Origin of the sequence: Stenotrophomonas sp. G106K1 (assembly GCF_037969685.1) — a bacterium.
GTDB classification, from domain to species: domain Bacteria; phylum Pseudomonadota; class Gammaproteobacteria; order Xanthomonadales; family Xanthomonadaceae; genus Stenotrophomonas; species Stenotrophomonas lactitubi.
The window spans coordinates 76,983-102,564 of sequence record NZ_JBBPFR010000007.1 but is presented as its reverse complement, the minus strand read 5'-3'; the positions used below and the strand labels follow the sequence as shown (position 1 = coordinate 102,564).

Annotated in this window: 23 protein-coding genes; 19 read left to right on the top strand and 4 right to left on the bottom strand. The window is 64.9% G+C overall.

The genetic code is table 11. The features are described 5' to 3' along the window. Window positions 1-45: 45 nt before the first annotated feature. The 13 genes from WKB25_RS09105 (at window position 46) to WKB25_RS09045 (ending at window position 15,902) form a co-directional block, all read left to right on the top strand. Window positions 46-1,389 carry a glycosyltransferase gene (locus tag WKB25_RS09105; RefSeq protein WP_340570065.1) on the top strand — a complete coding sequence of 448 codons (1,344 nt, stop codon included), beginning with the start codon at window positions 46-48 and terminating at the stop codon, window positions 1,387-1,389. Then, window positions 1,386-2,180 (top strand): ABC transporter permease, encoded by a 795-nt coding sequence (locus tag WKB25_RS09100; RefSeq protein ID WP_340570064.1) that lies wholly within the window; start codon window positions 1,386-1,388, stop codon window positions 2,178-2,180. Before WKB25_RS09105 ends, WKB25_RS09100 begins: the two co-directional genes overlap by 4 nt. Further along, on the top strand, window positions 2,177-3,394 hold the full coding sequence (locus WKB25_RS09095; RefSeq protein ID WP_340570063.1) for an ABC transporter ATP-binding protein: 1,218 nt from the start codon (window positions 2,177-2,179) through the stop codon (window positions 3,392-3,394). Before WKB25_RS09100 ends, WKB25_RS09095 begins: the two co-directional genes overlap by 4 nt. A gap of 74 nt (window positions 3,395-3,468) precedes the next feature. Continuing rightward, entirely contained in the window at window positions 3,469-4,995 is a 1,527-nt protein-coding gene (locus tag WKB25_RS09090) for a methyltransferase domain-containing protein (protein WP_340570062.1), read from the top strand. Next, a complete protein-coding gene (locus WKB25_RS09085) occupies window positions 4,992-5,903 on the top strand; it encodes a GDP-mannose 4,6-dehydratase (protein WP_340570061.1) in 912 nt (303 codons plus the stop codon). The genes WKB25_RS09090 and WKB25_RS09085 overlap by 4 nt, the downstream gene beginning before the upstream one ends. After that, window positions 5,900-6,871 (top strand): GDP-mannose 4,6-dehydratase, encoded by a 972-nt coding sequence (locus WKB25_RS09080; RefSeq protein ID WP_340570060.1) that lies wholly within the window; start codon window positions 5,900-5,902, stop codon window positions 6,869-6,871. Before WKB25_RS09085 ends, WKB25_RS09080 begins: the two co-directional genes overlap by 4 nt. A 22-nt stretch (window positions 6,872-6,893) precedes the next feature. Beyond that, the gene (locus tag WKB25_RS09075; protein ID WP_340570059.1) at window positions 6,894-9,173 is read left to right on the top strand and encodes a glycosyltransferase family 39 protein; all 2,280 of its coding nucleotides are present in this window, start codon (window positions 6,894-6,896) and stop codon (window positions 9,171-9,173) included. A 1-nt stretch (window position 9,174) separates the two neighbouring features. Beyond that, entirely contained in the window at window positions 9,175-12,246 is a 3,072-nt protein-coding gene (locus WKB25_RS09070) for a glycosyltransferase (protein WP_340570058.1), read from the top strand. Next, window positions 12,246-12,797 carry a hypothetical protein gene (locus WKB25_RS09065; protein ID WP_340570057.1) on the top strand — a complete coding sequence of 184 codons (552 nt, stop codon included), beginning with the start codon at window positions 12,246-12,248 and terminating at the stop codon, window positions 12,795-12,797. Before WKB25_RS09070 ends, WKB25_RS09065 begins: the two co-directional genes overlap by 1 nt. Before the next feature lie 2 nt (window positions 12,798-12,799). Further along, window positions 12,800-13,237, top strand: coding sequence for a GtrA family protein (locus WKB25_RS09060; protein WP_340570056.1), 438 nt, complete (start codon window positions 12,800-12,802; stop codon window positions 13,235-13,237). Beyond that, window positions 13,234-14,217 (top strand): glycosyltransferase family 2 protein, encoded by a 984-nt coding sequence (locus WKB25_RS09055; protein WP_340570055.1) that lies wholly within the window; start codon window positions 13,234-13,236, stop codon window positions 14,215-14,217. The genes WKB25_RS09060 and WKB25_RS09055 overlap by 4 nt, the downstream gene beginning before the upstream one ends. A 79-nt stretch (window positions 14,218-14,296) precedes the next feature. Continuing rightward, entirely contained in the window at window positions 14,297-15,151 is an 855-nt protein-coding gene (locus tag WKB25_RS09050; protein ID WP_340570054.1) for a GNAT family N-acetyltransferase, read from the top strand. After that, window positions 15,141-15,902 carry a PIG-L family deacetylase gene (locus tag WKB25_RS09045; protein ID WP_340570053.1) on the top strand — a complete coding sequence of 254 codons (762 nt, stop codon included), beginning with the start codon at window positions 15,141-15,143 and terminating at the stop codon, window positions 15,900-15,902. The genes WKB25_RS09050 and WKB25_RS09045 overlap by 11 nt, the downstream gene beginning before the upstream one ends. Before the next feature lie 18 nt (window positions 15,903-15,920). Here WKB25_RS09045 and WKB25_RS09040 read toward each other — a convergent pair whose 3' ends face one another. From WKB25_RS09040 to WKB25_RS09025, 4 genes are all read right to left on the bottom strand, one after another. Continuing rightward, window positions 15,921-17,330: a mannose-1-phosphate guanylyltransferase/mannose-6-phosphate isomerase gene (locus WKB25_RS09040; protein WP_340570052.1), complete on the bottom strand. Its 1,410-nt coding sequence runs from the start codon at window positions 17,328-17,330 to the stop codon at window positions 15,921-15,923. A gap of 15 nt (window positions 17,331-17,345) precedes the next feature. Further along, window positions 17,346-18,704, bottom strand: coding sequence for a phosphomannomutase (locus WKB25_RS09035; RefSeq protein ID WP_340570051.1), 1,359 nt, complete (start codon window positions 18,702-18,704; stop codon window positions 17,346-17,348). Window positions 18,705-18,827: 123 nt separating this feature from the next. After that, a complete protein-coding gene (locus WKB25_RS09030) occupies window positions 18,828-19,766 on the bottom strand; it encodes an electron transfer flavoprotein subunit alpha/FixB family protein (protein ID WP_340570050.1) in 939 nt (312 codons plus the stop codon). Continuing rightward, complete coding sequence (locus tag WKB25_RS09025; RefSeq protein ID WP_340570049.1) at window positions 19,766-20,512, bottom strand: electron transfer flavoprotein subunit beta/FixA family protein; 747 nt, start codon at window positions 20,510-20,512, stop codon at window positions 19,766-19,768. Before WKB25_RS09025 ends, WKB25_RS09030 begins: the two co-directional genes overlap by 1 nt. A 213-nt stretch (window positions 20,513-20,725) precedes the next feature. Between WKB25_RS09025 and WKB25_RS09020 the strand changes: the two genes are divergently transcribed. The 6 genes from WKB25_RS09020 to rfbD all read left to right on the top strand — a co-directional run bounded on the left by WKB25_RS09020 (window position 20,726) and on the right by rfbD (window position 25,545). Beyond that, window positions 20,726-21,052, top strand: coding sequence for an EamA family transporter (locus tag WKB25_RS09020; protein WP_340570048.1), 327 nt, complete (start codon window positions 20,726-20,728; stop codon window positions 21,050-21,052). Between the two features lie 81 nt (window positions 21,053-21,133). Further along, window positions 21,134-22,024 (top strand): class I SAM-dependent methyltransferase, encoded by an 891-nt coding sequence (locus WKB25_RS09015; protein WP_340570047.1) that lies wholly within the window; start codon window positions 21,134-21,136, stop codon window positions 22,022-22,024. A gap of 113 nt (window positions 22,025-22,137) precedes the next feature. After that, window positions 22,138-23,193, top strand: coding sequence for a dTDP-glucose 4,6-dehydratase (gene rfbB, locus WKB25_RS09010; RefSeq protein ID WP_340570046.1), 1,056 nt, complete (start codon window positions 22,138-22,140; stop codon window positions 23,191-23,193). Window positions 23,194-23,207: 14 nt separating this feature from the next. After that, window positions 23,208-24,095, top strand: a complete 888-nt coding sequence (rfbA, locus tag WKB25_RS09005) for a glucose-1-phosphate thymidylyltransferase RfbA (protein WP_340570045.1) — start codon at window positions 23,208-23,210, stop codon at window positions 24,093-24,095. Next, window positions 24,092-24,649, top strand: a complete 558-nt coding sequence (gene rfbC / locus WKB25_RS09000; protein WP_340570044.1) for a dTDP-4-dehydrorhamnose 3,5-epimerase — start codon at window positions 24,092-24,094, stop codon at window positions 24,647-24,649. The genes rfbA and rfbC overlap by 4 nt, the downstream gene beginning before the upstream one ends. Next, on the top strand, window positions 24,646-25,545 hold the full coding sequence (gene rfbD, locus WKB25_RS08995) for a dTDP-4-dehydrorhamnose reductase (protein WP_340570043.1): 900 nt from the start codon (window positions 24,646-24,648) through the stop codon (window positions 25,543-25,545). Before rfbC ends, rfbD begins: the two co-directional genes overlap by 4 nt. Window positions 25,546-25,582: the final 37 nt, after the last annotated feature.

Here is a 25,582-nt window from a genome sequence, read left to right as displayed (position 1 = left end):
CAATTTCCCATCGCTGCCGTGGACGCGCCGGGAAGGCGTACCCGAATGAGTGGACCTGCGGTCCCTTTGCTGGCGCGGCTGTACCGTTCGCTGCTGCCGCGTGCGCTGCGCGAATGGCTGGCACGGCGTCGCAACCAGCGCCTCTGCGACGGATTGCGCTTTGCCCGTGGTCCGGCCTGGACGCTGCCCGACCCGACGGCGTCGCAGTCCTCCCCTACCCCCGCCCCGGTGTGGAAACGGGGCGTGAACGTGTTGGGTTACCTGCGCGGCCAGTTCGGGCTGGGTGTGAGCGCGCGCGCTTACAGCCAGGCACTGATGAGCGTGGGTTACCCGGTATCCCTGCAGGATTCGCGCGTGGCTGTCCCGCACGCCAATGCAGACCAGAGCCTGGTGTCGCACTTGCAGCCCGGCGTGGGCGCATTTGCCACCACGCTGGTATTCGTCAATCCGGACCACTTCAGCGAAGCGATGGCGGCCCGCGGGGACGTGGAGCGGCCACAGCGAGTGGTGGCCTGCTGGTTCTGGGAGTTGCCGCGCGTGCCCGATGCCTGGCGTGAGGCGGTGGCCGCCGTGGACGAGATCATCGTGGCCACGGAATTCGTTGCCGATGCCTTCCGCGCAGTTACTGACAAGCCTGTCACCCGGATCCCGTTCCCCTTGCTGGACGCCGAGCCCAGCGGCCTTGTGCGTGCCGACTTCGGCCTGCCCGACGGCGCTTTCGTGTTCCTGTGCACCTTCGACTGCAATTCCGCAGTGGCACGCAAGAATCCCGGCGCCGTCATCAGCGCTTTCCGCGCAGCGTTTCCGCCGGAGCGCAAGGACGTCGTGCTGATGTTGAAGTCCAGCAACGGCCATCGAAACCCGGACGCCCTGCGCCAGTTGCTGGCTCTCGCCGGCACCGACCCCCGCATCCTGCTGCGCGATGACGTGATCGATGTCCGGCATCTGCAGGCGCTTCAGCGCCACTGCGATGCTTACGTTTCCCTGCATCGTGCCGAAGGGCTCGGTCTGGGCATGGCCGAGTGCATGCGACTCGGCAAGCCGGTCATCGCTACCGGCTGGTCGGGAAACATGGATTTCATGAATGCAGGCAACAGCCTGCTGGTGGATTACACGCTGGTGCCGGTCAAGACCGGCGAGTACCCGCACGCCGAAGGCCAGGTATGGGCCGAGCCGGACGTCCGGCTCGCGGCCACGTTGATGCAGCAGGTGGTTGACCACCCTGCCGACGTTGCCGACCGGGTCGGGCGGGCGCGTCGGGAAATTGAACATGGCATGTCGCTGCAGCGCTCAGGTGCGTTGCTGGCGGCGTACCTGGAGAGCCCCCCCCCCTTGGCCGTGCTGGCGTCGCCGGAAGCGCGCGGTCTGTCTGGAGCAGGAATCCCATGAGTAGTGTGTTGCGCTCCCTCTGGAGCTACCGATTCTTCATCCTCTCGTCGATCAAGAACGATCTTCGGGCACGGTTCACCCGCAGTAAGCTGGGTGGGCTGTGGATGGTGATCCACCCGCTGGCGCAGGTGCTGATCTTCGCGCTGATCCTGTCCGAGGTCCTGTCGGCGAAACTGCCGGGCGTGGACAACAAGTACGCCTACGCGCTGTACCTGATGGCCGGCATGCTGTTCTGGACGTTGTTCGCTGAAACCATCCAACGGTGCCTCACGCTGTTCATCGACAACGCCAATCTGATGAAGAAGATGGCGTTTCCACGGCTGTGCCTGCCGGTCATCGCGGCAGGCACCATGCTGGTGAACAACGTGCTCCTGTGCGCGGCCATCTTCGGTGTTTTCGCCGTGCTGGGCCACTTCCCGGACGCGAACGCGATCTGGCTTCCGGTACTGGTGCTGATGACCCTCGCCCTGGCGATGAGCCTGGGCACCCTGCTGGGCGTGATCAATGTTTTCATGCGCGATCTCGGTCAGGTCATCCCCGTCGTGCTGAACGCGCTGTTCTGGCTCACGCCCGTGGTCTACAACCTTAATGCGCTGCCCGCGCGCTACCAGGCGTGGTTCAAGTTCAACCCGCTGTATGTGCTGGTCACCAGCTATCAGAACGTGCTTGTCTACGGCAAGCCCCCGCTGTGGGGCCAGCTAGCTGGATTGGTGCTGGCCACGGTCCTGCTGGCAGGTGTTGCATTGGTGATGTTCCGCAAGTCCAGCGCTGAAATGGTGGATGCCCTATGAATTCTCTGTTGAAGGTGCGCGGCGTCGGCAAGTGCTACTCGCGCTGGAACAGCGAGTGGATGCGTTTCATGTCCTGGTTCGGCCTGCCGGTCAAACCGGCGGAACAGCACTGGGTGCTGCGCGACATCAGTTTCGCGGTAGGCCCTGGCGAAAGCGTGGGCATCGTGGGGCAGAACGGCGCCGGCAAGAGCACCCTGCTCAAGCTGATCACCGGCACCTCCCAGCCCAGCAAGGGCAGCGTGACGCAGACGGGCAAGGTGTCGGCGATCCTCGAACTGGGCATGGGCTTCAACCTCGACCTGACCGGGCGCCAGAACGTCTACCACGCCGCCGGGTTGATGGGCCATCCGCAGCAGGCCATCGCCGATGCCATGGATGACATCGAAGCGTTCGCCGAGATTGGCGAGTACTTCGACGCACCCGTGCGGACCTATTCCAGCGGCATGCAGATGCGCGTGGCGTTCAGTGTGGCTACCGCGTTCCGGCCGGACCTGCTGATCGTCGACGAAGCCTTGTCGGTGGGTGACGCCTACTTCGTGCACAAGTGCTTCGACCGCATCAAGGCATTCCGCGAGCAAGGCACCAGCCTGTTGTTCGTGTCGCACGATCCCACCGCCGTGCAGGTGCTGTGCGACCGGGCCATCCTCCTGGAGGGGGGGCGGCTGCTGCTCGACGCCGATCCCAAGCAGGTCATTGACTACTACAATGCGCTGATCGCGCAGAAAGAGCAGGGCACGATCAACGTGGCCGTGCGCGAGGACGGAGCTGCGGCGATCTCCTCGGGCACCGGCGAAGCAGCCATCGATACCGTGCAACTGCTCAACGACAAGGGCGAAGCAACCGAATATGTCGCCGTCGGCGAGTCTGTGAGCCTTCGCGTCGGGGTCAAAGTGTCTGCCCCGATCGACAAGCTGGTCTTCGGTTACATGATCCGCGACCGTCTCGGGCAGACCATTTTCGGTACCAACACCCACCATACCGAGCAGGTGGTCTCGGGAGTGGTGGCCGGTCAGGCGCTGACCTTCAGCGCAGACTTCATCGCCACGCTTGGACCCGGGACCTATTCTGTGTCGCTTTCGCTGAGTGATGCCCAGGACCATCTCAGCCACAATTATGAATGGCGCGACATGGCCCTTGTCTTCTCCGTCGCCAACATGGACAAGCAGTACTTCATCGGGACCAGCTGGATACCCCCCCGGATATCCATCGCGTGACAGGCTATGCCGCAGTTCACAGGCTCCGGCGTGCCTCGACCCTACAAGCATCTAGATAATCTGAGGATCCATCGATGTCATCCAGTCAGGAAAGCTTGATTTCAGCCGACGAGGTCATGCGTCGCGTGCGCATGCGCCTGGGCGTTGGCGACATCGGCACGGGCGGTACGGCTTCGGCCGTCCTCACAAGCGTGGTAGCGGGAACCCACAGCGCGGCGCCGAATGCCGTCTTCAAACCGCCGACCGCTGACTTCAAGAAGCGGACCGAGTACGTGCTGGCCGATTTTCTTGGCTACGATGACCTCGCATTCGTTACCCACGCGTATGAAGCGATCCTGCATCGCGCGCCCGACGAGCACGCACGCAGCCATCTCCAGTCCCTGCGTTCGGGCGCGGCCAGCAAGATCGAGATCCTTGCTGCGCTGCGCTGGTCGCCGGAAGGGCAGACCAACGGGGTGCACATCGACGGTCTGTTGATCCCGTACAAGCTGCATGCCTGGCGCCGGATTCCGGTCCTGGGCTGGATGCTGCACTGGGTGCATGCGCTGGTGCGCCTGCCGCGCCATGCGCGCGCTGTGGAAACACACATCTCGGCGGTCAGTGGCGACCTGCAGTTCTTCCAGGGCACCATTTCCCAGGTGGTGGCCGAACAGGCTGCGCGCCTGGAGTCGCAGGAGCAGGCCCTGCAGCGCATGCCCAGTACTACCCAGGTGGATGAGCTCGGGCAGCGCATCAACGTGCTGGCAGAGCAGGTAGCCGAACAGCTCGCCATGCTGCAGGCGATGCCGCGCATGACCGAGGAGCTTGCGGCTCTGCAGGCAATGCCGCGTTTCCGCCCGGCACCGCGGCCGCCGGTGGCAAGTACCGAAGCCGCCGCCCCGACGGTCGATGCGTCGGCGGTGGATTCGGACCTGGACGAACTGTATGCCGCGTTTGAAGATCAGTTCCGCGGCCCGCAGACCGAGATTCGCGAACGCCTGCAGCCGTATATCAAGTTTGTCACCGACGTAGGCGCGGGTACCCCGTCCGCGCCGGTGCTGGATCTTGGCTGCGGTCGTGGCGAGTGGCTGGACATGCTGCGCGAACAAGGCCTGCATGCCTCTGGCGTGGACCTCAACAGCCTGTTCGTGGAGGAATGCGAGAACAAGGGACTGAGCGTCGAGTACATCGACGCGTTGAGCAAGCTCCGCGCGCTTCCGGATGCATCGTTGGGCATGGTGACGCTGTTCCATCTTGCCGAGCACCTGAGTTTCCGTACGCTGATCGACCTGTTCGATGAAGTACGGCGGGTGCTGGTGCCGGGCGGCGGCTTGATCGTGGAAACGCCCAATCCGGAAAATGCCCTGGTCGCCCAGTGGGCCTTCTACATGGATCCCACCCATCGCAACCCGCTGCCGCCGCAGATGCTGCGCTGGATGGTGCAGGCGCGCGGCTTCGCACAGTCCGACATCAAGCCGCTCTTCGAGGCACGTGGTGTGTCCGAGGTTGACTTCGTTGCCGACGATATTCCCGGTTCGGCCACCATCAATGCACTGGTCAAGCCTCTCCACGCATCGCGCGATTACGCGATCATGGCGCGCAAGTCGGTGTCGGCACCGTGACCTCGAAGGTGCTGGTCACAGGCGCGACCGGCTTCGTCGGTGGACACCTGCTGGCGGCAATCGCCGCTGGCCGGTTCGGTCCGCGGTGCGCGGCCGTCGTGCTTCCGACCGGGCTGGATCTGCGGGACGGCGAGGCACTGGCTGGGTTCATCGCCGACCAGCGCCTGGATGCCGTCATCCACCTGGCCGCGCAGAGCTTCGTGCCGCGCGCCATCGCCGAGCCGAGGGAAACGTACGAGATCAATGTGATCGGTACCCTCAACCTGATCCAGGCGCTGGAAGCCGCCGGTTTCAGCGGTCGCATGCTGCTGGTGAGCTCCGGCGACATCTACGGCCGGGTGGCGGAATGCGACCTGCCGGTCACTGCGGCCACCGTGCCTCATCCCGGCAACCCGTATGCGTCCAGCAAACTGGCCGCCGAGGAGCTGTGCCTGCAATGGTCGCGTCGGACCGCCGCGCAGGTGCTGGTGGCCCGCCCGTTCAACCACATTGGGCCGGGGCAGAGCGACCGGTTCGTTGTATCCTCCTTGGCACATCAGGTAATGGCCATCAAGGAGGGACGGCAACCTGCAGTGATCGATGTCGGTGATATCGACGCAACGCGCGATTTCAGCGATGTCCGCGACGTGGTATCTGCCTATGCGGCGATTCTCGCCCACGGGCAGGATCAGACCCGTTACATCGTTGCGTCGGGCGTGGAGCGTTCAGTGGCGCAGATCCTGCGCCGCATGCTTGAGCTGGCGCAGGTGCAGGCGGATATCCGGGTCGACGCGGCCCGGCTTCGCCCTTCCGAACAGCGAAGAATGGTGGCCGATCCCTCCGCCACTACCCATGACACAGGTTGGCGTCCACTGATCGATCTCGATCAGACGCTGGCCGACATATTGCAATCAGTGAGAAGCCAATGAGCACCAAATCCGCGTTGATTACCGGCATCACCGGTCAGGACGGCGCCTACCTGTCCAAGCTGCTGCTGGAGAAGGGTTACACCGTGTACGGCCTGCTGGCCCGTCGCAGCACCGATACCCTGTGGCGCCTGCGCGAGCTGGGTGTGGACAAGCAGGTCCAGCTGATTGATGGCGATATTTCCGACCTGTCCTCGTTGATCCGCGCGATGCAGCTCTCCGCTGCCACCGAGGTATACAACCTTGCTGCGCAGAGTTTCGTCGGCAGCTCCTGGCAGCAGCCGGTGCTGACCGCGCAGCTCGATGGCGTCGGTGTGATCAACATGCTTGAAGCGGTACGGATCGTGCGCCCCGATGCGCGTTTCTACCAGGCCTCGACCAGCGAAATGTTCGGCCTAATCCAGGCCGAGATGCAGGACGAGCGCACGCCGTTCTACCCACGCAGCCCGTACGGCGTCGCCAAGCTGATGGGCCATTGGGCCACCGTCAACTACCGCGAAAGCCACGGCATGCATGCCTCCAGCGGCATCCTGTTCAACCACGAATCGCCCCTGCGCGGCATCGAATTCGTCACCCGCAAGGTGACCGATGCGGTCGCGCGCATCAAGCTGGGCCTGCAGGACAAGTTGCACCTCGGCAACATCGATGCCAAGCGCGATTGGGGTTTTGCCGGCGACTACGTCGAGGCCATGTGGCTCATGCTGCAGCAGGACAAGGCCGATGACTACGTGATCGCCACCGGCATCACCACCACCGTGCGTGACATGTGCCAGATCGCCTTTGCCCACGTCGGGCTGGATTACCAGCAGCACGTGGTCATCGACGAGAAGTTCCTGCGCCCGGCCGAAGTGGACGTGCTGCTCGGCAACCCGGCCAAGGCCCAGAAGGCCCTGGGCTGGACGCCCAAGACCAGCCTCCAGCAGCTGATCACCTCGATGGTGGACGCGGATCTTCGCCGCCTCCAGGCCTGACCGGGACCCCAGAACGCAGCGAATGGAAGACAAGTTGAACCAGCGTATTGAACTGAGCGACCGGCGCGGCGCGCGCCTCCCTGCCGTGGCATGGGCGGCGGCGGCCACGCTGCTGGCCCTGCTGTTGGTGTGGTGGTGGGGCGTGTTCCAGGCCGACCCCCGCCACGCTCCGCAACTGCAGGCCGAAAGCGTGCAGATGGACGGCTTCCGCGCGGAGGGCAAGGGCTTCCGCGCCGTGGGTGACCAGCCTTCGCATTCGCTTGCCGGGCAATTCCGCCTGCGCACGGACAAGCGCTATTCCTTCGCGTTCTCCGTCGATACCGCCCCGGGGGCGCCCGCCGCCGTCGTGGTGGACCTGTTCGGACCGGGCTACGACAATCCTGCCCAGGAGCGGACGTTCGCCACCCAGCCGGGCCAGACCTCCGTGCATTGGTCAGACACCATGGACGTCGGGCATGACGTGCCGGACGTGGTGTCGTTGCGCATCTTCTACGATGGTCCTCCGGGGCTGCTGCTCAGTGACATCCGGGTGGTCGAAGTGCCGACCTGGCGCATCTGGGTCGGTCACCTGCTGATGGCATTGCTGATCGCCGCCGCCGTGGCGCTGATCGCCGCTGTCGCCGACTGGACCCGCAAGGATGACACGGTGGCCCCCGCGTACGTTCCGTGGTCGTTGCTGGTCGCCCTGTGGTTGGGCGCTGCGCTGGTTCGGTTCGTTGCCGCACAGCTGTTGCCTTACTGGTCCGGCGACGAATACGTCTACAAGATGATCGCCTCAGGCATCTGGGCCGGTGGCGGTCGATCCGGCATCCCGCTGCCCGACCAGATCCAGCATGCGACCAACCTGCCCAACATGCTGTACCCGTATCTGATCGCACCGAGTTTCATGATCGGTGACTCGTTCTATACCGGCGTACGGTTGATCAATGCGCTGATTGTCGCCTCCGGGCTGTTCCCCACTTACCTGATGGCGCGGCGCTTCCTCAATGGTCGCCTGAGCTTGGTGGTCGCGGTGGCCGCCATCGCGCTGCCGGGGGTCTTCATCTCCGCCTACGCGGTCACCGAGGTGCTGTACTTCCCCCTCTACCTCTGGGCCTGCTGGGCGGGTGTGCGCTGCCTGGAACGACCCGGCTCGATCGCCCCGCCGATATTCTTCGGTGTCTGGATCGGCCTGATGCTTAACGTACGCCTCAACGGCATCACCGTATTGATGGCGGCGTTGATGACCTGGGGACTCGTCGCGCTGCGTGACGGGACACTGCGTCAATTCTTGACGCGTCCGACCTGGTTGCTGGCGCCGCTGTCCAGCTGTCTGGTCTTCAAGATGGTGACGGTCAGCCTGTCGGCGCCGACCACCGACGGGCTGGGCATGTATGGCAACCGCCTGGGCGGCTGGCAGCATACGATCATGTCCGACCTGCACGGCGCAGCCGGGCTGCTGCTGGGCCACCTGACGATCCTGTCGATCCCGTTCTCGCTGGCACTGGCTGCGGGCATCGCCATGCTGCTGCCCTGGCGCAACCAGCGCACGCTTGCACAGGTGCGCACGACCAGCCTGTTTCTGCTGATCGCCACGGCCGGCGCAATCGGCATGGCGATCGTGTTCACCGTCGGTATCTCGCCCAGCGACCTGGGCGGACTTGGACGCTGGCACAGCCGCTATTACTTCTCGTCCTTCCCCCTGCTGTTGATCCTGCTGTTCGTTCCCCGCCCGCGCCGCGAACAATCAGCACTGGCCTGGTATGCCTACTGGGGCGTGCTGGCCAGCGTGCTGGGCGCCGCGATGCTGTTCGTGATGGTGCTCAAGCTCAATGCCTCGCCCTGGTTCGGCGCCACCGTGGACAGCATGGAAGCGCAGTGGTACCGGTTCACGCGATGGTGGCTGGTCGGTTTCGTGGTCCTGGTGCTGGCGATCGCCGCTGTGCGCGACGGCTGGCTGCGGCGGACCCTGCAGCTGGCGCTGCTGGCCACGTGGCTGATGGTGGCCAACGCCGGCACCTGGCATGAGCTCAGCCGCAGCCCCGGCGCGTTCGACGCGCGCTGCGGCGCCCTGGCGCATGAAATGGTCGCCCATGACCCCGGCGGCATCGCCGTGGTGGCCAGTGGTCGCCGCGAACTGGTCGACAACGTCTTCTTCCTGCCCTACCTGCCGGTCGCCATGCGCATGCTGCCTGACGGCGGCGTGGTGGATGGCCGCACGCTGGCAAGCGCGCGCTACGTTTTGGCGGATGAGCGCATCCAAGTGACACATGCAACCCGTCTCCCCGGCACGGGCACCTGCAGCATCTATAAGGTCGACTGACATGAGCAACGAGCACAGCCCACTTCACGTCCCCGCCGAGCCGGCGCGCGCAGCGCGCCCGGTTTCAGTCGTGATCCTGACCTGGAACGGACTGGAGTACACCAAGCCCTGCCTGGCCAGTGTCCTGAAGCACACCGACACCTCGTGCGTGGAGGTGATCGTCGTCGACAACGGCAGTACCGACGGCACGGTGGAGTACCTGGGCAAGATCGCCGGCATCTCCACCATCTTCAACGGCGACAACCTGGGCTTCGTGCGCGGCAACAACGCAGCGCTGCGCCTGATCGATACCGATCGCGACGTCATCCTGCTCAACAACGACACCGAGATCGATGACCCGCGCTGGATCGAGAAGCTGCAGGCCACTGCCTTCGGCGAAGATCGCGTCGGTGTCGTGGGCTGCCGCATCCGGCGCCTGGATGGGGCCGATTTCCAGCACGCCGGCACCTACATCCCTGACCGCAGCTACTGGGGGCAGCAGCTGGGCTCGGGTGAGAAGGACATCAACCAGTACGCCTACGACCGCGAAGTGGAAGGCGTAGTGTTTGCATGCGTCTATATCCGCCGCGAGGTGATGGACGCGGTGGGCTTCCTGGACGAAGACTTCTTCTCCTACTACGAAGACACCGACTACTGCCTCAAGGCGCGCGCCGCCGGCTTCCGGGTGATGAACTGCGGTTCGCTGACCATCCGCCACCGCGAGCATGGTTCGACCTCGGTCAACAAGGTCAGCCACAACGACATGTTCCTCACGTCCAAGGAAACCTTCCTGGGCAAGTGGAAAGACGTGCTCGATGCTCGCTACCAGTACAAGGTGCACCTACATTCGACCTTCTTCCGCCCGGTCGGCTATGCGATGACCGCCCGGCAGATCGCCAGTGGCCTGGACAATGCAGGTGTATCGGTCTCCTACGAGTACCTGTACGGCCTCGACAGCGTCCTGCCCATCGCCGAATCGCGCGCTCAGAACACCGGCGTCTACACGCTGGAAGTCATCAAGCAGCGCGAAGCACCCGGCACGGACGTGCCGCGGCTGGTCTACGGCCAGGCCGATGCCTTCAACCGTGTCACCGAGGGCTACCGCATCGGCTACACCATGCTGGAGACCACCGGCGTTCCGAAGGAATGGGTGGACGGCTGCAACACGATGAACGAGTTGTGGGTGCCAACCGAGTTCAACAAATGGACCTTCCAGCGCAGCGGTGTGACCGTGCCGGTGAAGGTGATGCCGCTCGCGCTCATCGACACCAATCACTTCAACCCGCGCATCCGCGGCATGAAGATCGATGGCGTCTTCACGTTCCTCTCGATCTTCGAGTGGGGTGAGCGCAAGTCGCCGGAAATCCTGTTGCGCGCCTTCAGCCGCGCCTTCCGTAGCACCGACCCGGTGGTGCTGATCTGCAAGTATTCCAACAGCGATCCGGGCGTCGACCCGGAGGCCATCATCCGCGGGCTCCAGCTGGACCCCAATGGCGGCCGCATCGTGTATTCGGTCAACGAATCGGTGCCGTATTACCAGGTGGCCCAGCTGTATCGCTCGGCAGACTGCTTCGTGCTGCCGACGCGCGGGGAAGGCTGGGGCATGCCGCTGCTCGAGGCAATGGCATGCGGCATCCCGGTGATCGGCAGTTACTGGAGTGCCCAGCAGGCCTTCATGGACGAGGACAACAGCTATCCGCTGCAGGTGTCGCTCACCCCGGCCGAGGCGAAGTGCCCTTACTACCATGGCTTCCAGTGGGCGCTCCCCGACGAAGACCACCTGGTCGCGCTGCTGCGCCATGCCTTCGAGCATCCGGACGAAACCCGGGCTAAGGGTGAGCAGGCGGCGCGTGACGTCAGTGAGCTCTGGTCGCTGGAGCGCTCCTCCGAGCGCATGCGCGCGCGCCTGGCCGCGCTCAATCCGCAGGGCTCCAGCCTGCCGGAAGTGCCCGCCGCGGTGCGCAGCCGTATCGGCATCGATGTTTCACGCGCCATGGGCGGTGAAGTGTCCGGCGTGGGCCGCTACGTCGCGATGCTGACCAAGGGCCTGTCCGAACACCAGGCAGAAACCGGGCGCGCGCGCGATTACCTGCTGCTGCCTGGGTTCGGCGACTTCGTGCATCCCGACTACGCGCCCGGCAAGCAGTCCGGCCTGCAGACACGCCTCGGCAGTGGCATGACGCTGTACCGGGGTCCGCTGCCCGCGTTCAAGGATCCCGACCATTTCGTCCCCGGGCTGGACCTGGTGTATTGCGCCGGCAACGTGTTCCCGGTTGGCGTGGGCGCCAACGCACTCATGGTGGTGCACGACACGACGTTCCTGTCGCATCCGGCGTACCACACCGCCGAGAACATCGCCCTGTGCTCGAGCAACTTCGAGCGCGCGGTGCAGGCCGGTGCAAGCTTCGTGGCCGTCTCGGAGAATTCGCGCCGCGACTTCCTCAAGCACTACAAGGTGGCCGAAGACCGCGTGCACACCATCCACTGCGGAATCGATCCGGCGACCTTCAAGCCGGCATCCAGGTCGCAGATGCACAGCGTGAGCCAGCGTTACGAGCTGCCCGAATCGTTCTTCCTGTACGTGGGCAGCATCGAGCCGCGCAAGAACCTGATGACCCTGCTCAAGGCGATGCTGGCCTACGACGGCCCGGAAACCCTGGTGGTGGTGGGGGCGTCGGGCTGGCTCAACGATGACCTGCGCAAGGTAATGAAAAGCGCCGGTGCCAAGGTCAAGGTGCTCGGCTATGTGCCGATCCAGGACCTGCCGGCGCTCTACAGCCGCGCGACGGCGTTCGTGTACCCGTCCCTCTACGAAGGTTTCGGCCTGCCCGTGGTCGAGGCCATGGCCTGTGGAACGCCGGTCATCACCTCGGCCAACAGCTCGCTGCAGGAGATCGCCGAGGGTGCGGGCCTGCTGCTGCAGGATCCGTTGGATCCCGCGGAAATGACCCGTGCGCTCGAGCGGATTTCCCAAGACAGCGCCTATGCGCAGCAACTGGTGCAGGCAGGCCGCGAGCGTGCGACCCGTTACAGCCTGCAGAACCAGGTGGCAGGCCACATCGAGCTGTTCAGCAAGCTGATCAAGGAGTCGTGATGCGCACGTTGCCGTGGATCGCCCTGCTGCTGACCAGCCTTGCCGGCTGCAGCGCCACTGAAACACCGCCCAGCATGTCACCCGACGGCGCCGCCACGTCGGCCGAGCCGGCGGGTAAAGCCGCACTGGCCACGGTGCCGGCGTGGATGTCCAGCGCCGCGGCCGATGCGTCGCTGGTGTGCTATCTGGACGTCGTGGAAGGTGCCCCTGCCGGTGGCAACGGATGGCGTGCCGGTGCAGGCGATGCCATCCGGATCGCGGGCTGGGCAGTGGAGACGGGCGCGACGGCGCAGCGCGCCGGGGCGATCCGGCTGCACAGCCTGGCGCCGGGCGGTACGGATGTGTATTTCGCGGCCGAACGATCGGATCGCGCTGACGTCAGCGCGTCGCCGCAGTTCGCCGCCGCGCCGCCGTCGAATGCGGGGCTGACCTCCAGCATCCGGCTCGATGGCGTGGCGCCGGGGCCGTATGAGATCTTCTACGTGATTGGTGACGCTGGAAAGGCCGTGGCCTGTACCTTGGGTCCCTCGCGCGTGTTGACCGTTGGCTGAGCATGGTCGTTGAGATCGCACAATGGCGCAGCTGGTCGCAGCGACTGAGCGTCAAGACGCTCAGGTCACTGGCCGGGGAGATGGGCAGGTTTGGCCTCGTGGGTGGCATCCAGCTGGTGGTCGACTGGGCACTCTTCGTCGCCTTGTCCTGGGCCGGCTTGGGGGTGGTACCGTCCAACCTGGTGTCCCGGGCAGGCGGTGCCGCGTTCGGGTACTGGCTCAACGGCAAGTACACTTTCGCCGGCGGCAGCGGGCTTGGCCGGAACCAGATGATCCGGTTTGTGGTCACCTGGATCGTGATGAGCGTATTGAGTTCAGCGATCGTGTGGATCGTCGGGCACAAGGCGGGCCTGGGCTGGGCATGGCTGGTCAAGCCCGCCGGCGACGCCGCGCTTGCCCTGCTGAGCTTCTTCATTTCAAAGCATTGGATTTATCGATGAATTCTCCTTCCGCACCGTCCCGCATCGCCGTCGTGATTCCTAGCTACAAGGTGACCAGGCACATTGCCGGCGTGGTCGCGGCGATCGGCAGCGAAGTAGCACTAATCTACTGCGTCGACGACGCGTGCCCGGAACGGAGTGGCGATTTCATCGAGGCCAACGTCACCGATCCCCGCGTGCGCGTGCTGCGCCACGCCGTCAACCAGGGCGTGGGCGGCGCGGTGATGACTGGCTATCGACAGGCGATCATCGACGGAGCGTCGGTGGTGGTGAAGGTCGATGGCGATGGCCAGATGGACCCGACGCTGCTGCCGCAGTTCGTCGCACCCATCCTGCGCGGCGAAGCCGACTACACCAAGGGCAACCGCTTCTGGGATCTGCGCCAGATCAAGCAGATGCCGCCGCTGCGCCGGATCGGCAACCTTGGCCTGAGCTTCATGTCCAAGGCCTCCACCGGCTACTGGGATCTGTTCGATCCCACCAACGGCTACACCGCCATCAGCACCTCTGTGGCCAGCCACCTGCCCATGGACCAGATCAGCCGCCGTTATTTCTTCGAGACGGACATTCTGTTCCGCCTCAACACCATGCGCGCGGTGGTGGTCGATATTCCGATGGACGCACGTTACGGCGATGAGGAAAGCGGACTGAAGGTCGGCAAGATCCTCGGTGAATTCGCCTTCAAGCACGCGCGCAACACCTTCAAGCGGATCGGCTACAACTACTTCCTGCGTGACCTGTCGTTGGCATCCTTCGAGCTGGTCGCTGCGCTGGGCCTGCTGCTGCTGGCGGCCACCTTCGGTGGCTGGCACTGGTGGCACTCGGCCCAGGACGGCGTGTCCACCCCGCTGGGCACGGTGATGATCGCCACGGTGGCCGCTGTTTCCGGCCTGCAGTTCCTGCTGGCCTTCCTGGGCTACGACATCGCGTCGGTACCACGGCGCCCGCTTACTGCCCTGCTGGTGCCGCGCAGGCTATAGTTCGGGGCAGAAGCGCGTCGCGTCGCCGGGGGGTTACCGGTATGCGTGTGCTACCCTTTGAATTGCCCTGGAGACGCTCTTGGACATCCGCCCCGCCGGTACGGCACCGGAACTGCTTCGCCATTACCAGTCGATTTTCGCCAAGTGCTTTCCACAGGCCACGCACCTGGACGCGGCCTACCTGGAGTGGCTGTATGTGCGCAATCCGGCCGGCCCGGTGATCGGCCTGGATGCGTGGGACGGCGATCGCTTGGCCGCGCATTACGCCTGCATCCCGGTGGCAGCGATCGTGGGCGGTCAGGCCTGCCGGGTCATGCTGTCGCTGAATACGGCGACCGATCCCGATTATCAAGGGCAGGGGCTGTTCACCAAACTCGCTGAGGGCACGTACGCGGCGGGCGACGAGCAGGGCATGGCCGCCGTGTATGGCGTGGCCAACGCCAATTCCACCCCCGGCTTCCTGCGCAAGCTCGGCTTCACCCTGGTGGGGCCGCTGGACGCCAAGGTTGGCGTCGGCGCGCTGCTGCCGGAGCGGGCCTCGTCTGCCCTGGGGGACGTGCAGTTCCGCCGGGACTGGGACCGCGCCTCGCTGCAGTGGAGGTGCGCCAATCCGCACCGTGGCTACCGGCTGGCTCGATCGAGCGCGGGCGGAACCCTTGCCCATGCGCCAACCGGCAAGCCGCTGCTGTCGGCGTTCGCTGCGCTTCCCGAGGCGCTGGAAGGGCTCGGATACGGCTCGTCCGGGCTGGGCATGCGCCTGCACCTGGGCATGGTGCCGCGCTCGATGGGGGCGCTGAAGGGCGCCTGGTTCGAGCTGCCGGCCCGGCTGCGCAGCAGCCCCTTGAACCTGATCTTCCGCACCCTGGATGGGCGTACGCAGGTGCCCGCCACCGATGCCGTGCTGTTCAGCGTATTGGACTTCGATGCGTTCTGATACTGGCCCGGTGGTGTTCCTGCTGGCGCATCCGGATGATGAGTTCGGTGTGTTCCCGTGGATCGAACGCGCATTGGCGGATGGTCGCCCGGTGCGCTGCGTATGGATGACCGATGGTGGCTGGGGCGGGCAGGACATCGGCCGCCGCCAGCGTGAAAGCGAACACGTCCTGTCCGCGATGGGCGTGCCGCTGGACGCCATGCATTTTCTCGGCGGCGAGCACGGGTTCGCCGACGGCGATCTGTGGAATCGCCTGGACGAGGTGATCGAGGTCCTGCGTGCGCGTTATCGCGCACTTGCGCCCAGCCACATCGTGGTACCGGCATGGGAGGGTGGCCACCCCGATCATGATGCTTCGCATCTGGCCGGGCTCGCATTGGCTGCCGAAAGCGGAGGCGAGGTGCTGCAGTACACCCTGTACCAAGGAGACAAACTGCCCGGGCCGGTGTTCCGCGTGCTCTCGCCGCTGCCGGCCAATGGACCGCACCAGACCATTGCCGTGAGTGCGGGACAGCGCGTGCGCTACATCACCGCATGCTTCGGTTTTCGATCGCAGTGGAAGAGCTTCGTGGGCCTGCTGCCCTTCTACGCATTGAAGCTCGCCTTCAGCCGCTACCCCTTCGTGCTGCAGCCGGTGCAGGCCGGCCGTACCGCGCAGCGGCCCCATCCAGGCCCGCTGCTGTACGAGCGACGGGGCGGACCCAGCTATGAGGTGTTCGCCGAACGCACCGCGCCCTACCGCGAACGATAGGGCGCGTGTACGCGAAGATCAGGCTGGGGCGCGCCCGTACTGATCTTCGAATCGCACGATGTCGTCTTCGCCGAGGTAACTGCCGGACTGCACTTCGATCAGCTCCAGTGGCAGCTTGCCGGGGTTCTTCAGGCGGTGGGTCACGCCCAGCGGGATGTAGGTGCTCTGGTTCTCGGTGAGCAGGATCACGTCCTCGCCACGGGTGACTTCGGCCGTGCCGCTGACCACGATCCAGTGTTCGGCGCGGTGGTGGTGCATCTGCAGGCTCAGCGTCGCGCCGGGCTTGACCGTGATGCGCTTGACCTGGAAGCGCGCGCCGTTGTCGATCGAATCGTAGGCGCCCCACGGGCGGTACACCTTGCGATGCGCGGCCGCTTCGCTGCGCCCATCCCGCTTGATCCGACCCACGATCTCCTTGACGTCCTGCACGCGGTCCTTATGACCCACGAACACGGCGTCGTCGGTTTCCACTACGACCACATCGTCCAAGCCGACCATCGCAATCAGGCGGTTGCCGTATGCATAGCTGTTGTTGCAGTCCAGCGCGATCACGTCGCCGTGCCAGGCGTTGCCACTGGCATCCTTATCCGACACTTCCCACAGGGCCGACCACGAGCCGACATCATTCCAGCCGGCATCCAGCGGCACCACGGCCGCATCGGCGGTCTTTTCCATCACCGCGTAATCGATCGAATCGCTGGGGCTGGCCGCGAACGCGTCGGCATCCAGACGGATGAAATCACTGTCACGCGACGCCTTCTCCAGGGCGGCCCGGCAGGCAGCCAGGATGGCCGGCTGCAGCGCTTCCAGTTCCTGCAGGTAGCGTGAGGCCTTGAACAGGAACATGCCGCTGTTCCAGTAGTATTCGCCCGATGCCACGTACTGCTCGGCCGTGGCCAGGTCGGGCTTTTCCACGAAACGGTCGACGCCGCGCACGCCCGCGCCGGCCTGCGCCTTGATGTAGCCATAGCCGGTTTCCGGCGCGGTCGGCACGATGCCGAAGGTCACCAGCTTTCCGGCGTCGGCCGCGATCGCGGCCTGGCCCACGGCGGTGTGGAACGCGGCGTCATCGCGAACGACGTGGTCGGACGGCAGCACCAGCAGCAGCGCGTCTTCGCCCGATGCCAGCGCCTGCAGCGCGGCAATGGCAATGGCCGGTGCGGTATTGCGCCCGATCGGCTCCAGGATCAGCGCCTGCGGCGTCACGCTGCATTCGCGCAGCTGCTCGGCGGCCATGAAGCGATGCTCCTGGTTGGCCACGATGATCGGCGCCTTGCCGGCGATGGCGGCGACCCGGTTCCAGGTCGCCTGCAGCATCGTGGCGTCGCCTACCAGCGGCAGGAACTGCTTGGGGTACGCCTCGCGCGACAGCGGCCACAGGCGCGTGCCGGAGCCACCGGAGAGGATGACGGGAAGAATGGGCAACATGAAGATCATCCTGAATCAGTGTTGGGGGGCTTGGCCGCCGATCAGGGCGGTCAGCTCTTCGGTCCGGGCGCGCAGCAGCGCGGCATCGCCCCGGGTTTCGACATTCAGCCGCAGCAGCGGTTCGGTGTTGGAACTGCGCAGGTTGAAGCGCCAGGTGGCGAATTCGACGCTGACGCCGTCGGTGTGGTCCAGCGCCGGGTCCTGTGCGGTGTAGTGCGCCAGCACCCGGGCTACGGTGGCCCTGGCGTCCTCGACGCGGAAGTTGATTTCGCCGCTGCAGGGGAAGGCCTGCATGCGGTCGGCGACCAGGTCGCCCAAGGCGGTACCGGTCTGCGAGACCAGTTCGGCAATCAGCAGCCACGGGATCATGCCGGAATCGCAGTACGCGAAATTGCGGAAGTAATGATGGGCGCTCATTTCGCCGCCGTAGATCGCATCTTCGGCGCGCATGCGCTCCTTGATGAACGCATGGCCGGTCTTGCTCATGATCGGCATACCGCCGGCCTGTTCGACCATTTCCACGGTGTTCCACGTCAGGCGCGGGTCATGGATGATCTTGCCACCGGGCGTACGCTTGAGCAGCGCCACGGCCAGCAGCCCCACCAGGTAATAGCCTTCGATGAACTCGCCGTGGCTGTCGAAGAAGAAGCAGCGGTCGAAATCGCCGTCCCAGGCGATACCGAAATCGGCACCGTGGGCACGCACCGCATCGGCGGTGGCGGCGCGGTTTTCCGGCAGCAGCGGGTTGGGGATGCCGTTCGGGAACGAGCCGTCGGGCTCATGCTGGATACGGATGAATTCGAACGGCAGGTGCGGCGCCAGTTCGTCGATCACCAGTCCGGCGCCACCGTTGCCGGCATTGACCACGATCTTCAGGGGCTTGAGCTGGCTCACGTCCACATACCCCAGCAGGTGCTGGATGTAGGCGGCTTTGTCGGTATCGCTGCGCACCTGCCCCTCCCCCGAGGGCAGCGGTGCGTTGCCTGCGGCGAAGTCGCGGACATCAAACAGGCCGGTGTCGCCGCTGATCGGGCGCGCGTGCTCGCGCACCAGCTTCATTCCGTTGTAGCCCATCGGGTTGTGACTGGCGGTCACCATGACGCCGCCGGCCGCTTTCCGATGGAAGGTCTGGAAGTAGACCTCTTCGGTGCCGCACAGGCCAATGTCGATCACGTCCCGGCCGGAGCCGGTGAAGCCTTTTTCCAGCGCGGCCTGCAGTTCCGGGCTGCTCAGGCGGATGTCGCGTCCCAGCACGACAGGGCCGGGTCCCAGCAGGGACGCGGTGCCGGCGCCAATACGCTCGGCCAGGGCGGCGTCCAGTTCTTCCGGTACGCGGCCGCGAATGTCGTATGCCTTGAAACAGGGGAGCGTCATCAATGCAATCCTTACAGGGGTGACCGCCGATTATAGCGACAGCATTCTGAGGATCATGTCGCTTTTCCAGACAGCATAAAGCCGTGCAGCGCTGAGCTGCACGGCGTTTGGTTCACATTGCGTTTACAGTGCCGCTTCCAACTCCGGCAGCAGGGTGAACAGATCGCCCACCAGGCCGATGTCGGCGATCTCGAAGATCGGCGAATCCGGGTCCTTGTTGATCGCCACGATCGTGCCGGCGTCCTTGATGCCGGTCAGGTGCTGGATGGCACCACTGATACCCACGGCCACATACAGCTCCGGCGAAATGATCTTGCCGGTCTGGCCGACCTGCAGGTCGCTCGGCACGTAGCCGGCATCGACCGCAGCGCGCGAGGCACCGACGGCGGCACCGAGCTTGTCGGCCAGCTGGAAGATGACCTTGAAGTTCTCTTCCGAACCGACGCCACGGCCACCGGAGACCACGCGCTTGGCGCTCTGCAGGTCCGGGCGGTCGCTGGCGCCGGCGGCCAGGCCGACGAAACGGGTGTGGCTCGGCAGGGCCGCATCGACGCTGGCGGCTTCAACAGAGGCACTGCCACCCTGAGCGGCTTCCGGCCACGACGCGGCACGCACGGTGGCGACCACGATCTGCTCGGCCGGTGCTTCCACGGTGATGATCGCGTTGCCGGCGTAGATCGGGCGCTTGAAGGTGTGGCTGCCTTCGACGGCCATCAGGTCCGAAACCTGGTTGACGCCGAGCAGGGCGGCCACACACGGCATCAGGTCCTTGCCGAAGGTGGTCGACGGGCCGAACACGTGGGTGTAGCCCTTGGCCAGCTGCGCGATCTGCGGGGCCAGCACCTGGGCCAGGGCCTGAGCGTTGGCGGCGTTGGCCACGGTCAGGACCTTGGCGACGCCGGCAATCTTGGCCGCTTCAGCCGCAACGGCGGTCGGGTCGGCGGCCAGCACCAGCACGTCAATGCTGGCGCCGGAAATGGCTGCAGCAGCGCTGACGGTCTTGGCGGTGGCGGCGTTGAGCTTGCCGTCGTGGTGCTCGGCGATGACGAGAATCTTGCTCATTACAGCAGCCCCTTCTGCTTGAGTGCGGCAACCAGTTCGGCCGCGTCCTTGACCATCACACCCTTGCTGCGCTTGGACGGCGCGGCGTACTGGGTGGTCTTGAAGGTGTCGGCAGCTTCAACGCCCAGATCGGCCAGCTGCAGGGTTTCCAGCGGCTTGGCCTTGGCCTTCATGATGTCCGGCAGCTTGATGAAGCGCGGCTCGTTCAGGCGCAGGTCGGTGGTGACCACCGCCGGCAGATCCACTTCCAGCGTTTCCAGGCCGGCGTCGACTTCACGGGTGACCGTGGCCTTGCCATCGGCAATCTCGAGCTTGCTGGCGAAGGTCGCCTGCGGGCGGCCCCAGAGCGTGGCCAGCATCTGGCCGGTCTGGTTGGCATCGTCGTCGATGGCCTGCTTGCCCAGGATCACCAGATCGGGCTGCTCCTTCTCGACCAGCTTGAGCAGGGTGCGCGCGCCGGTCAGCGGCTGGATGGCCTGGTCGGTGACGACGTGAATCGCACGGTTTGCACCCATGGCCAGGCCATTGCGCAGGTGCGCCTGGGCGTCGGCCGGGGCGATGGTGGCGACCACGACCTCGGTGGCGATGCCCTTGTCACGCAGACGCAGAGCCTCTTCCAGGGCGATCTCATCGAAAGGGTTGGGGGACAGCTTGACGCCGTCGGTAACCACGCCGGAACCGTCCGGCTTGACCTGAATGCGGACGTTGTAGTCCACCACGCGCTTGTACGCGACGAGGATTTTCATCTGGTGCGGGATCCTTGATAGTGCGGGAAACGTCCGGCCCTGAAGTAGCTGCCGGTTCGGGGGGTGGGACAGCGATTCTAACTGTCCGCGAGCCACCATGCGAATGCGTATGGTGCTGCCCTGCGTTGTATGCTCCGACCTGCCTTCACGCGCCCACCAACAGGATCTTCGATGCCTCGCTCCGATGCTGGCCTTACGCCCCCTGTAATTGCGATGATCCTGGTGACCCTGGCCATGCTGGCCTGCGGGCAGGTGCTGTTCAAGCAAGCGTCGGCGCACCTGTCCTTCGCACGGCCGGCAAGCTTCCTGTCGGGCACATTCATCATCGCGCTGTTCATCTACGGCGCTGCAACGCTGCTTTGGCTGGCCGTACTGGCGCGGGTGCCGCTGTCGCTGGCATTCCCCTTCTACGGTCTCTCGTTCCTGCTGGTCCCCGCCTTCGCATTGTTGCTGCTGCACGAGCCCATCCGGCCACAGACCTGGATGGGGGGCGCTGTCATCCTGGTGGGCGTAGTGATTTCTTCTTGGGGCCAGCGTTAGTAGCACCCAGGCCTTTCATTCAGACAGACAGACTGCGCGGCTTCGGCGCGCACGCAGCTACACGGAAACGGAATGACGAACATGGACATCGCAACGATCCAGGTGGGCCAGCAATGCCCTGCCTGCCACCAGCTCCTTGGCACGGGCCTGCAGGATTGGCATCGTGCCTGCGGCCAATGCAGCTACGAAGGCAGCACGCTGAGCGTGGACATCGATGTTCACGGCGTTACGGAGGTGGTCGATGAAGCGATTCGCGAGGAGGGTCTTGGCCACCTGCGCAAGCGGAACTTCGAGGCATTGGAGGCCGACCTGGCGGCGCGGGTCACTGCCGCAGGGGGCGGGCGCCCCCGCCTGCTGGATGTTGGCTGCGCGCATGGATGGTTCCTCGAAGCGGGCCGGGATGATTTCGATGTCACCGGGATCGAGCCCGATTCGCGCGTTGCCGATATGGCGGTCGCGCGTGGCCTGCCAGTGCGGAAGGGCTTCTTCCCTGACGTGCTCGCCTCTGATGAGCGCTTCGATGTGATCGTGTTCAACGACGTGCTTGAGCACATTCCTGACATCGGCGCGGCATTGCGCGCGTGCGTGCGTCATCTGCAGCCCGGTGGCTGGGTGGTGGTCAATGCTCCGGCCAGGACAGGCGTGCTCTACCGGATATCCAGGGTGATGGCAAGGCTTGGCCTCCCCGGAACATTTGATCGCATGTGGCAAAAGGGCTTTCCGTCGCCGCACGTGCACTATCTGGATGATGCCAGCATGCAGGCCATCGCCGGCCATGTCGGCTTGGGGCTCTCGGCGGTTCGCTCACTGCCGTCGATCAGCACGCACGGTCTTTACGCCCGGATACGGACAGACCGGAGCGTCTCGCCGGTCAAGGCCGGCCTGGTGGCCGCTGTGCTCACAGTGGCCAGTCCGCCAATGCGCCTGCTCCCGGCCGACATCAAGGTCTGGATGTTGCAGGTCACCCGCTGAGTAGCGCGTTCATGCTTGCCAAGTGCCCTCCACACAGCCGTTGTATGCTTCCCGGCTGATGTCGGGCCGCCAGCGGGCTGCCCGATGGACCAAACCGAACAGGAGAACGGGTAGTGCCCACATGGCTTGTTACCGGCGGAGCCGGATTCATTGGCGGAAATTTCGTGCTCGAGGCGGTCGCCCGGGGCGTACGCGTGGTGAACCTCGATGCGCTGACCTACGCGGGTAACCTGAAAACCCTGGCACCGCTCGACGGCAACCCGGACCACGTATTCGTACAGGGTGATATCGGAGACCGCGCGCTGGTCGCGCGGCTGCTGGCAGAGCACCAGCCCGATGCCGTGCTGAATTTCGCCGCCGAAAGCCATGTCGACCGTTCGATCGATGGCCCTGGCGCATTCATCCAGACCAATGTGGTGGGTACCCTTGGTCTGCTCGAGAGCGTGCGCGACTACTGGAAGACGCTGCCTGCCGACAAGGGCGCGGCCTTCCGCTTCCTGCATGTCTCCACCGACGAGGTGTACGGCACCCTGGGCGAGACCGGCAAGTTCAGCGAAACCACCCCGTATGCACCGAACTCGCCGTACTCGGCGTCCAAGGCCGCCTCGGACCACCTGGTCCGTGCGTTCCACCATACCTATGGGCTGCCGGTGCTGACCACCAACTGCTCGAACAACTATGGTCCGTACCACTTCCCGGAGAAGCTGATCCCGCTGGTGATCGCCAAGGCGCTGGCCGGCGAGCCGCTGCCGGTGTACGGCGATGGCAAGCAGGTGCGCGACTGGCTGTTCGTGACCGACCACTGCGAGGCGATCCGCACCGTGCTGGCCAAGGGCAAGGTGGGTGAGACCTACAACGTCGGTGGCAATTCGGAAAAGCAGAACATTGAAGTGGTGCAGGCGATCTGTGCATTGCTGGACCAGCGCCGCCCGCGTGCGGACGGCCAGCCGCGCAGCAGCCAGATCACCTACGTGGCCGACCGCCCGGGCCATGACCGCCGCTACGCGATCGACGCCTCCAAGCTGAAGAACGACCTGGGCTGGGAGCCGGCCTACACGTTTGAACAGGGCATCGGCTTCACCGTCGACTGGTACCTGGACAACCAGGAATGGGTGAACGGCGTGCTCGACGGCAGCTACCGCCTGCAGCGCATCGGCACCGCAGCCTGAACCAAGGACACGACATGACCCAACGCAAGGGCATCATCCTCGCCGGCGGCTCCGGCACCCGGCTGTACCCGATTACCAAGGGCGTCAGCAAGCAGCTGCTGCCGGTGTATGACAAGCCGATGATCTATTACCCGCTGAGCGTGCTGATGCTGGCGGGCATCCGTGAAGTACTGATCATCAATACCCCGCACGAACAGGCCTTGTTCCAGCAACTGCTGGGTGACGGTTCGCAGTGGGGCATGGACATCCAGTACGCGGTGCAGCCCAGCCCCGATGGTCTGGCGCAGGCCTATCTGATCGGCAAGGACTTCGTGGCCGGCAAGCCGAGCTGCCTGGTGCTGGGTGACAACATTTTCCATGGCCATGGCCTGCGCGAAGTGCTCAAGCACGCCGACGAACGCGTGGATGGTTCAACCGTGTTCGGCTACTGGGTCAACGATCCGGAGCGTTACGGCGTGGCCGAGTTCGATAAGTCCGGCAAGGTGATCGATCTGGTCGAGAAGCCTGAGAATCCGCGTTCCAACTACGCGGTGACCGGTCTGTACTTCTACGATGGCAACGCCAGTCACCACGCAGCGGAGTTGAAGCCTTCGCCGCGCGGCGAGCTGGAGATAACCGATCTGAACCAGCGCTACCTGCGCGAAGGCAACCTGCATCTGGAGCCGCTGGGCCGTGGCTATGCCTGGCTTGATACCGGCACCCACCAGTCGCTGCTGGAAGCGTCCAACTTCATCGAGACGATCCAGACCCGTCAGGGCCTGCAGGTCTGCTGCCCCGAGGAAATCGCCTTCGGCCAAGGCTGGATCACCGCCGAGCAGCTGGAAGCACTGGCTGCACCGCTGATCAAGAATGGCTACGGCCAGTACCTGCACAAGCTCGCCCTGCGTGGAGTCGTTCCGTGAAAGTGATTGAAACCAAGTTGCCCGGTTGCGTAGTGATCGAACCGGCTGTGTTCGGAGACGAGCGCGGCTTCTTCTTCGAGGGCTGGAATGCTGCTCGATTTGGTGGGTTGGGGCTGCCGGATCGTTTCGTGCAAAGCAATGTTTCCTCGTCCAGCAAGGGCGTGCTGCGGGGGCTGCATTACCAGTGGCCGCGACCGCAGGGCAAGCTGGTCAGCGTGCTGGAAGGCGAGGTCTATGACGTAGCCGTGGATATCCGCCGCGGCTCGCCGACCTTTGGTCAGTGGGAGGCGGTGGTCCTGAGTGCGCGGAACAAGCGACAGTTCTGGATTCCGGAAGGATTCGCGCACGGCTTTGCCGTGCTGTCCGATACGGCGTTGTTCCACTATCTGTGCACCGATGTCTACGTGAAGGAAGTGGACGCTGGCGTGCGCTGGAACGATGCCGACATCGCCGTGGACTGGCCGGTCAGCGCCCCGACGCTTTCAGCCAAGGACGAGAACGCACCGTTCCTGAAGGACATCACCGAAGATCGCCTGCCGGTGTACATGCCATGAGCATGCTGGTGTTCGGTGGCAACGGCCAGCTCGGCCAGGAACTGCTGCGTGCGCTGGCCCCGCTGGGCCCGTTGATTGCGACGACCCGTAGTGGCCAGCTTCCCGATGGCAGTGCCTGCGAAGTGGCTGACTTCAGCCAGCTCGACAGCCTGCCAGCATTGCTTGATCGCCTGCAGCCGTCGGTCGTGGTCAACGCGGCCGCGTACACCGCTGTCGATCGCGCAGAGCAGGACGCGCAGGCTGCCTTCGTCGCCAATACACAGGCACCCGGCATGATCGCGCGCTGGTGTGCGGCCCACGACGTGCCGTTCGTGCATTACTCCACCGACTATGTTTTCGATGGTCAGGGCAGCACGCCCTATCGCGAGGATGAGCCGACCGCGCCGCTGGGTGTCTACGGCAACAGCAAGCGCGATGGGGAGGACGCGGTGCGTGCGGCGGGTGGCCGCCACCTGATCTTCCGCACTGCGTGGGTATATGCCTCGCATGGTGCGAACTTCCTGCGCACGATGCTGCGCATGGGTGCCGAACGCGATCAGCTGCGGGTGGTGGTCGACCAGATCGGTACGCCGACGCCAGCGGCAGTGATCGCGGATGTCACCGTGCAGGCGCTGCAGCATCCGGGATCGTTGTCCGGTACCTGGCATCTGACGGCCAGTGGCCAGACCAGCTGGCATGGTTTCGCCGAAGCGATCTTCGCCGAAGCGCTGGCTACCGGCGTGTTGGCGAAGGTGCCGGCCGTCGAGGCGATTCCCAGCTCCGAGTATCCGACGCCGGCCCAGCGCCCGGCATGGTCGGTGCTCGACAACCGGAAGCTGCAGCTGGATTTCGGCATCGCGCTGCCGACGTGGCAGGATGGCCTGAAGCGGGTAATGGCGGAGATTGCGCCAGCCTGAAGAATTTCAGCCCTGTCTGCCTGCGTTGCTGGGATTG

What these genes read in the sequence shown, in the direction of transcription:
- WKB25_RS09105 (WP_340570065.1), top strand. Translation starts at nt 46, where the DNA reads ATGAGTGGACCTGCGGTCCCTTTGCTGGCGCGGCTGTACCGTTCGCTG.
- WKB25_RS09100 (WP_340570064.1), top strand. Translation starts at nt 1,386, where the DNA reads ATGAGTAGTGTGTTGCGCTCCCTCTGGAGCTACCGATTCTTCATCCTC.
- WKB25_RS09095 (WP_340570063.1), top strand. Translation starts at nt 2,177, where the DNA reads ATGAATTCTCTGTTGAAGGTGCGCGGCGTCGGCAAGTGCTACTCGCGC.
- WKB25_RS09090 (WP_340570062.1), top strand. Translation starts at nt 3,469, where the DNA reads ATGTCATCCAGTCAGGAAAGCTTGATTTCAGCCGACGAGGTCATGCGT.
- WKB25_RS09080 (WP_340570060.1), top strand. Translation starts at nt 5,900, where the DNA reads ATGAGCACCAAATCCGCGTTGATTACCGGCATCACCGGTCAGGACGGC.
- WKB25_RS09075 (WP_340570059.1), top strand. Translation starts at nt 6,894, where the DNA reads ATGGAAGACAAGTTGAACCAGCGTATTGAACTGAGCGACCGGCGCGGC.
- WKB25_RS09070 (WP_340570058.1), top strand. Translation starts at nt 9,175, where the DNA reads ATGAGCAACGAGCACAGCCCACTTCACGTCCCCGCCGAGCCGGCGCGC.
- WKB25_RS09065 (WP_340570057.1), top strand. Translation starts at nt 12,246, where the DNA reads ATGCGCACGTTGCCGTGGATCGCCCTGCTGCTGACCAGCCTTGCCGGC.
- WKB25_RS09060 (WP_340570056.1), top strand. Translation starts at nt 12,800, where the DNA reads ATGGTCGTTGAGATCGCACAATGGCGCAGCTGGTCGCAGCGACTGAGC.
- WKB25_RS09055 (WP_340570055.1), top strand. Translation starts at nt 13,234, where the DNA reads ATGAATTCTCCTTCCGCACCGTCCCGCATCGCCGTCGTGATTCCTAGC.
- WKB25_RS09045 (WP_340570053.1), top strand. Translation starts at nt 15,141, where the DNA reads ATGCGTTCTGATACTGGCCCGGTGGTGTTCCTGCTGGCGCATCCGGAT.
- WKB25_RS09040 (WP_340570052.1), bottom strand. Translation starts at nt 17,330, where the DNA reads ATGTTGCCCATTCTTCCCGTCATCCTCTCCGGTGGCTCCGGCACGCGC.
- WKB25_RS09035 (WP_340570051.1), bottom strand. Translation starts at nt 18,704, where the DNA reads ATGACGCTCCCCTGTTTCAAGGCATACGACATTCGCGGCCGCGTACCG.
- WKB25_RS09030 (WP_340570050.1), bottom strand. Translation starts at nt 19,766, where the DNA reads ATGAGCAAGATTCTCGTCATCGCCGAGCACCACGACGGCAAGCTCAAC.
- WKB25_RS09025 (WP_340570049.1), bottom strand. Translation starts at nt 20,512, where the DNA reads ATGAAAATCCTCGTCGCGTACAAGCGCGTGGTGGACTACAACGTCCGC.
- WKB25_RS09020 (WP_340570048.1), top strand. Translation starts at nt 20,726, where the DNA reads ATGATCCTGGTGACCCTGGCCATGCTGGCCTGCGGGCAGGTGCTGTTC.
- WKB25_RS09015 (WP_340570047.1), top strand. Translation starts at nt 21,134, where the DNA reads ATGGACATCGCAACGATCCAGGTGGGCCAGCAATGCCCTGCCTGCCAC.
- rfbA (WP_340570045.1), top strand. Translation starts at nt 23,208, where the DNA reads ATGACCCAACGCAAGGGCATCATCCTCGCCGGCGGCTCCGGCACCCGG.
- rfbD (WP_340570043.1), top strand. Translation starts at nt 24,646, where the DNA reads ATGAGCATGCTGGTGTTCGGTGGCAACGGCCAGCTCGGCCAGGAACTG.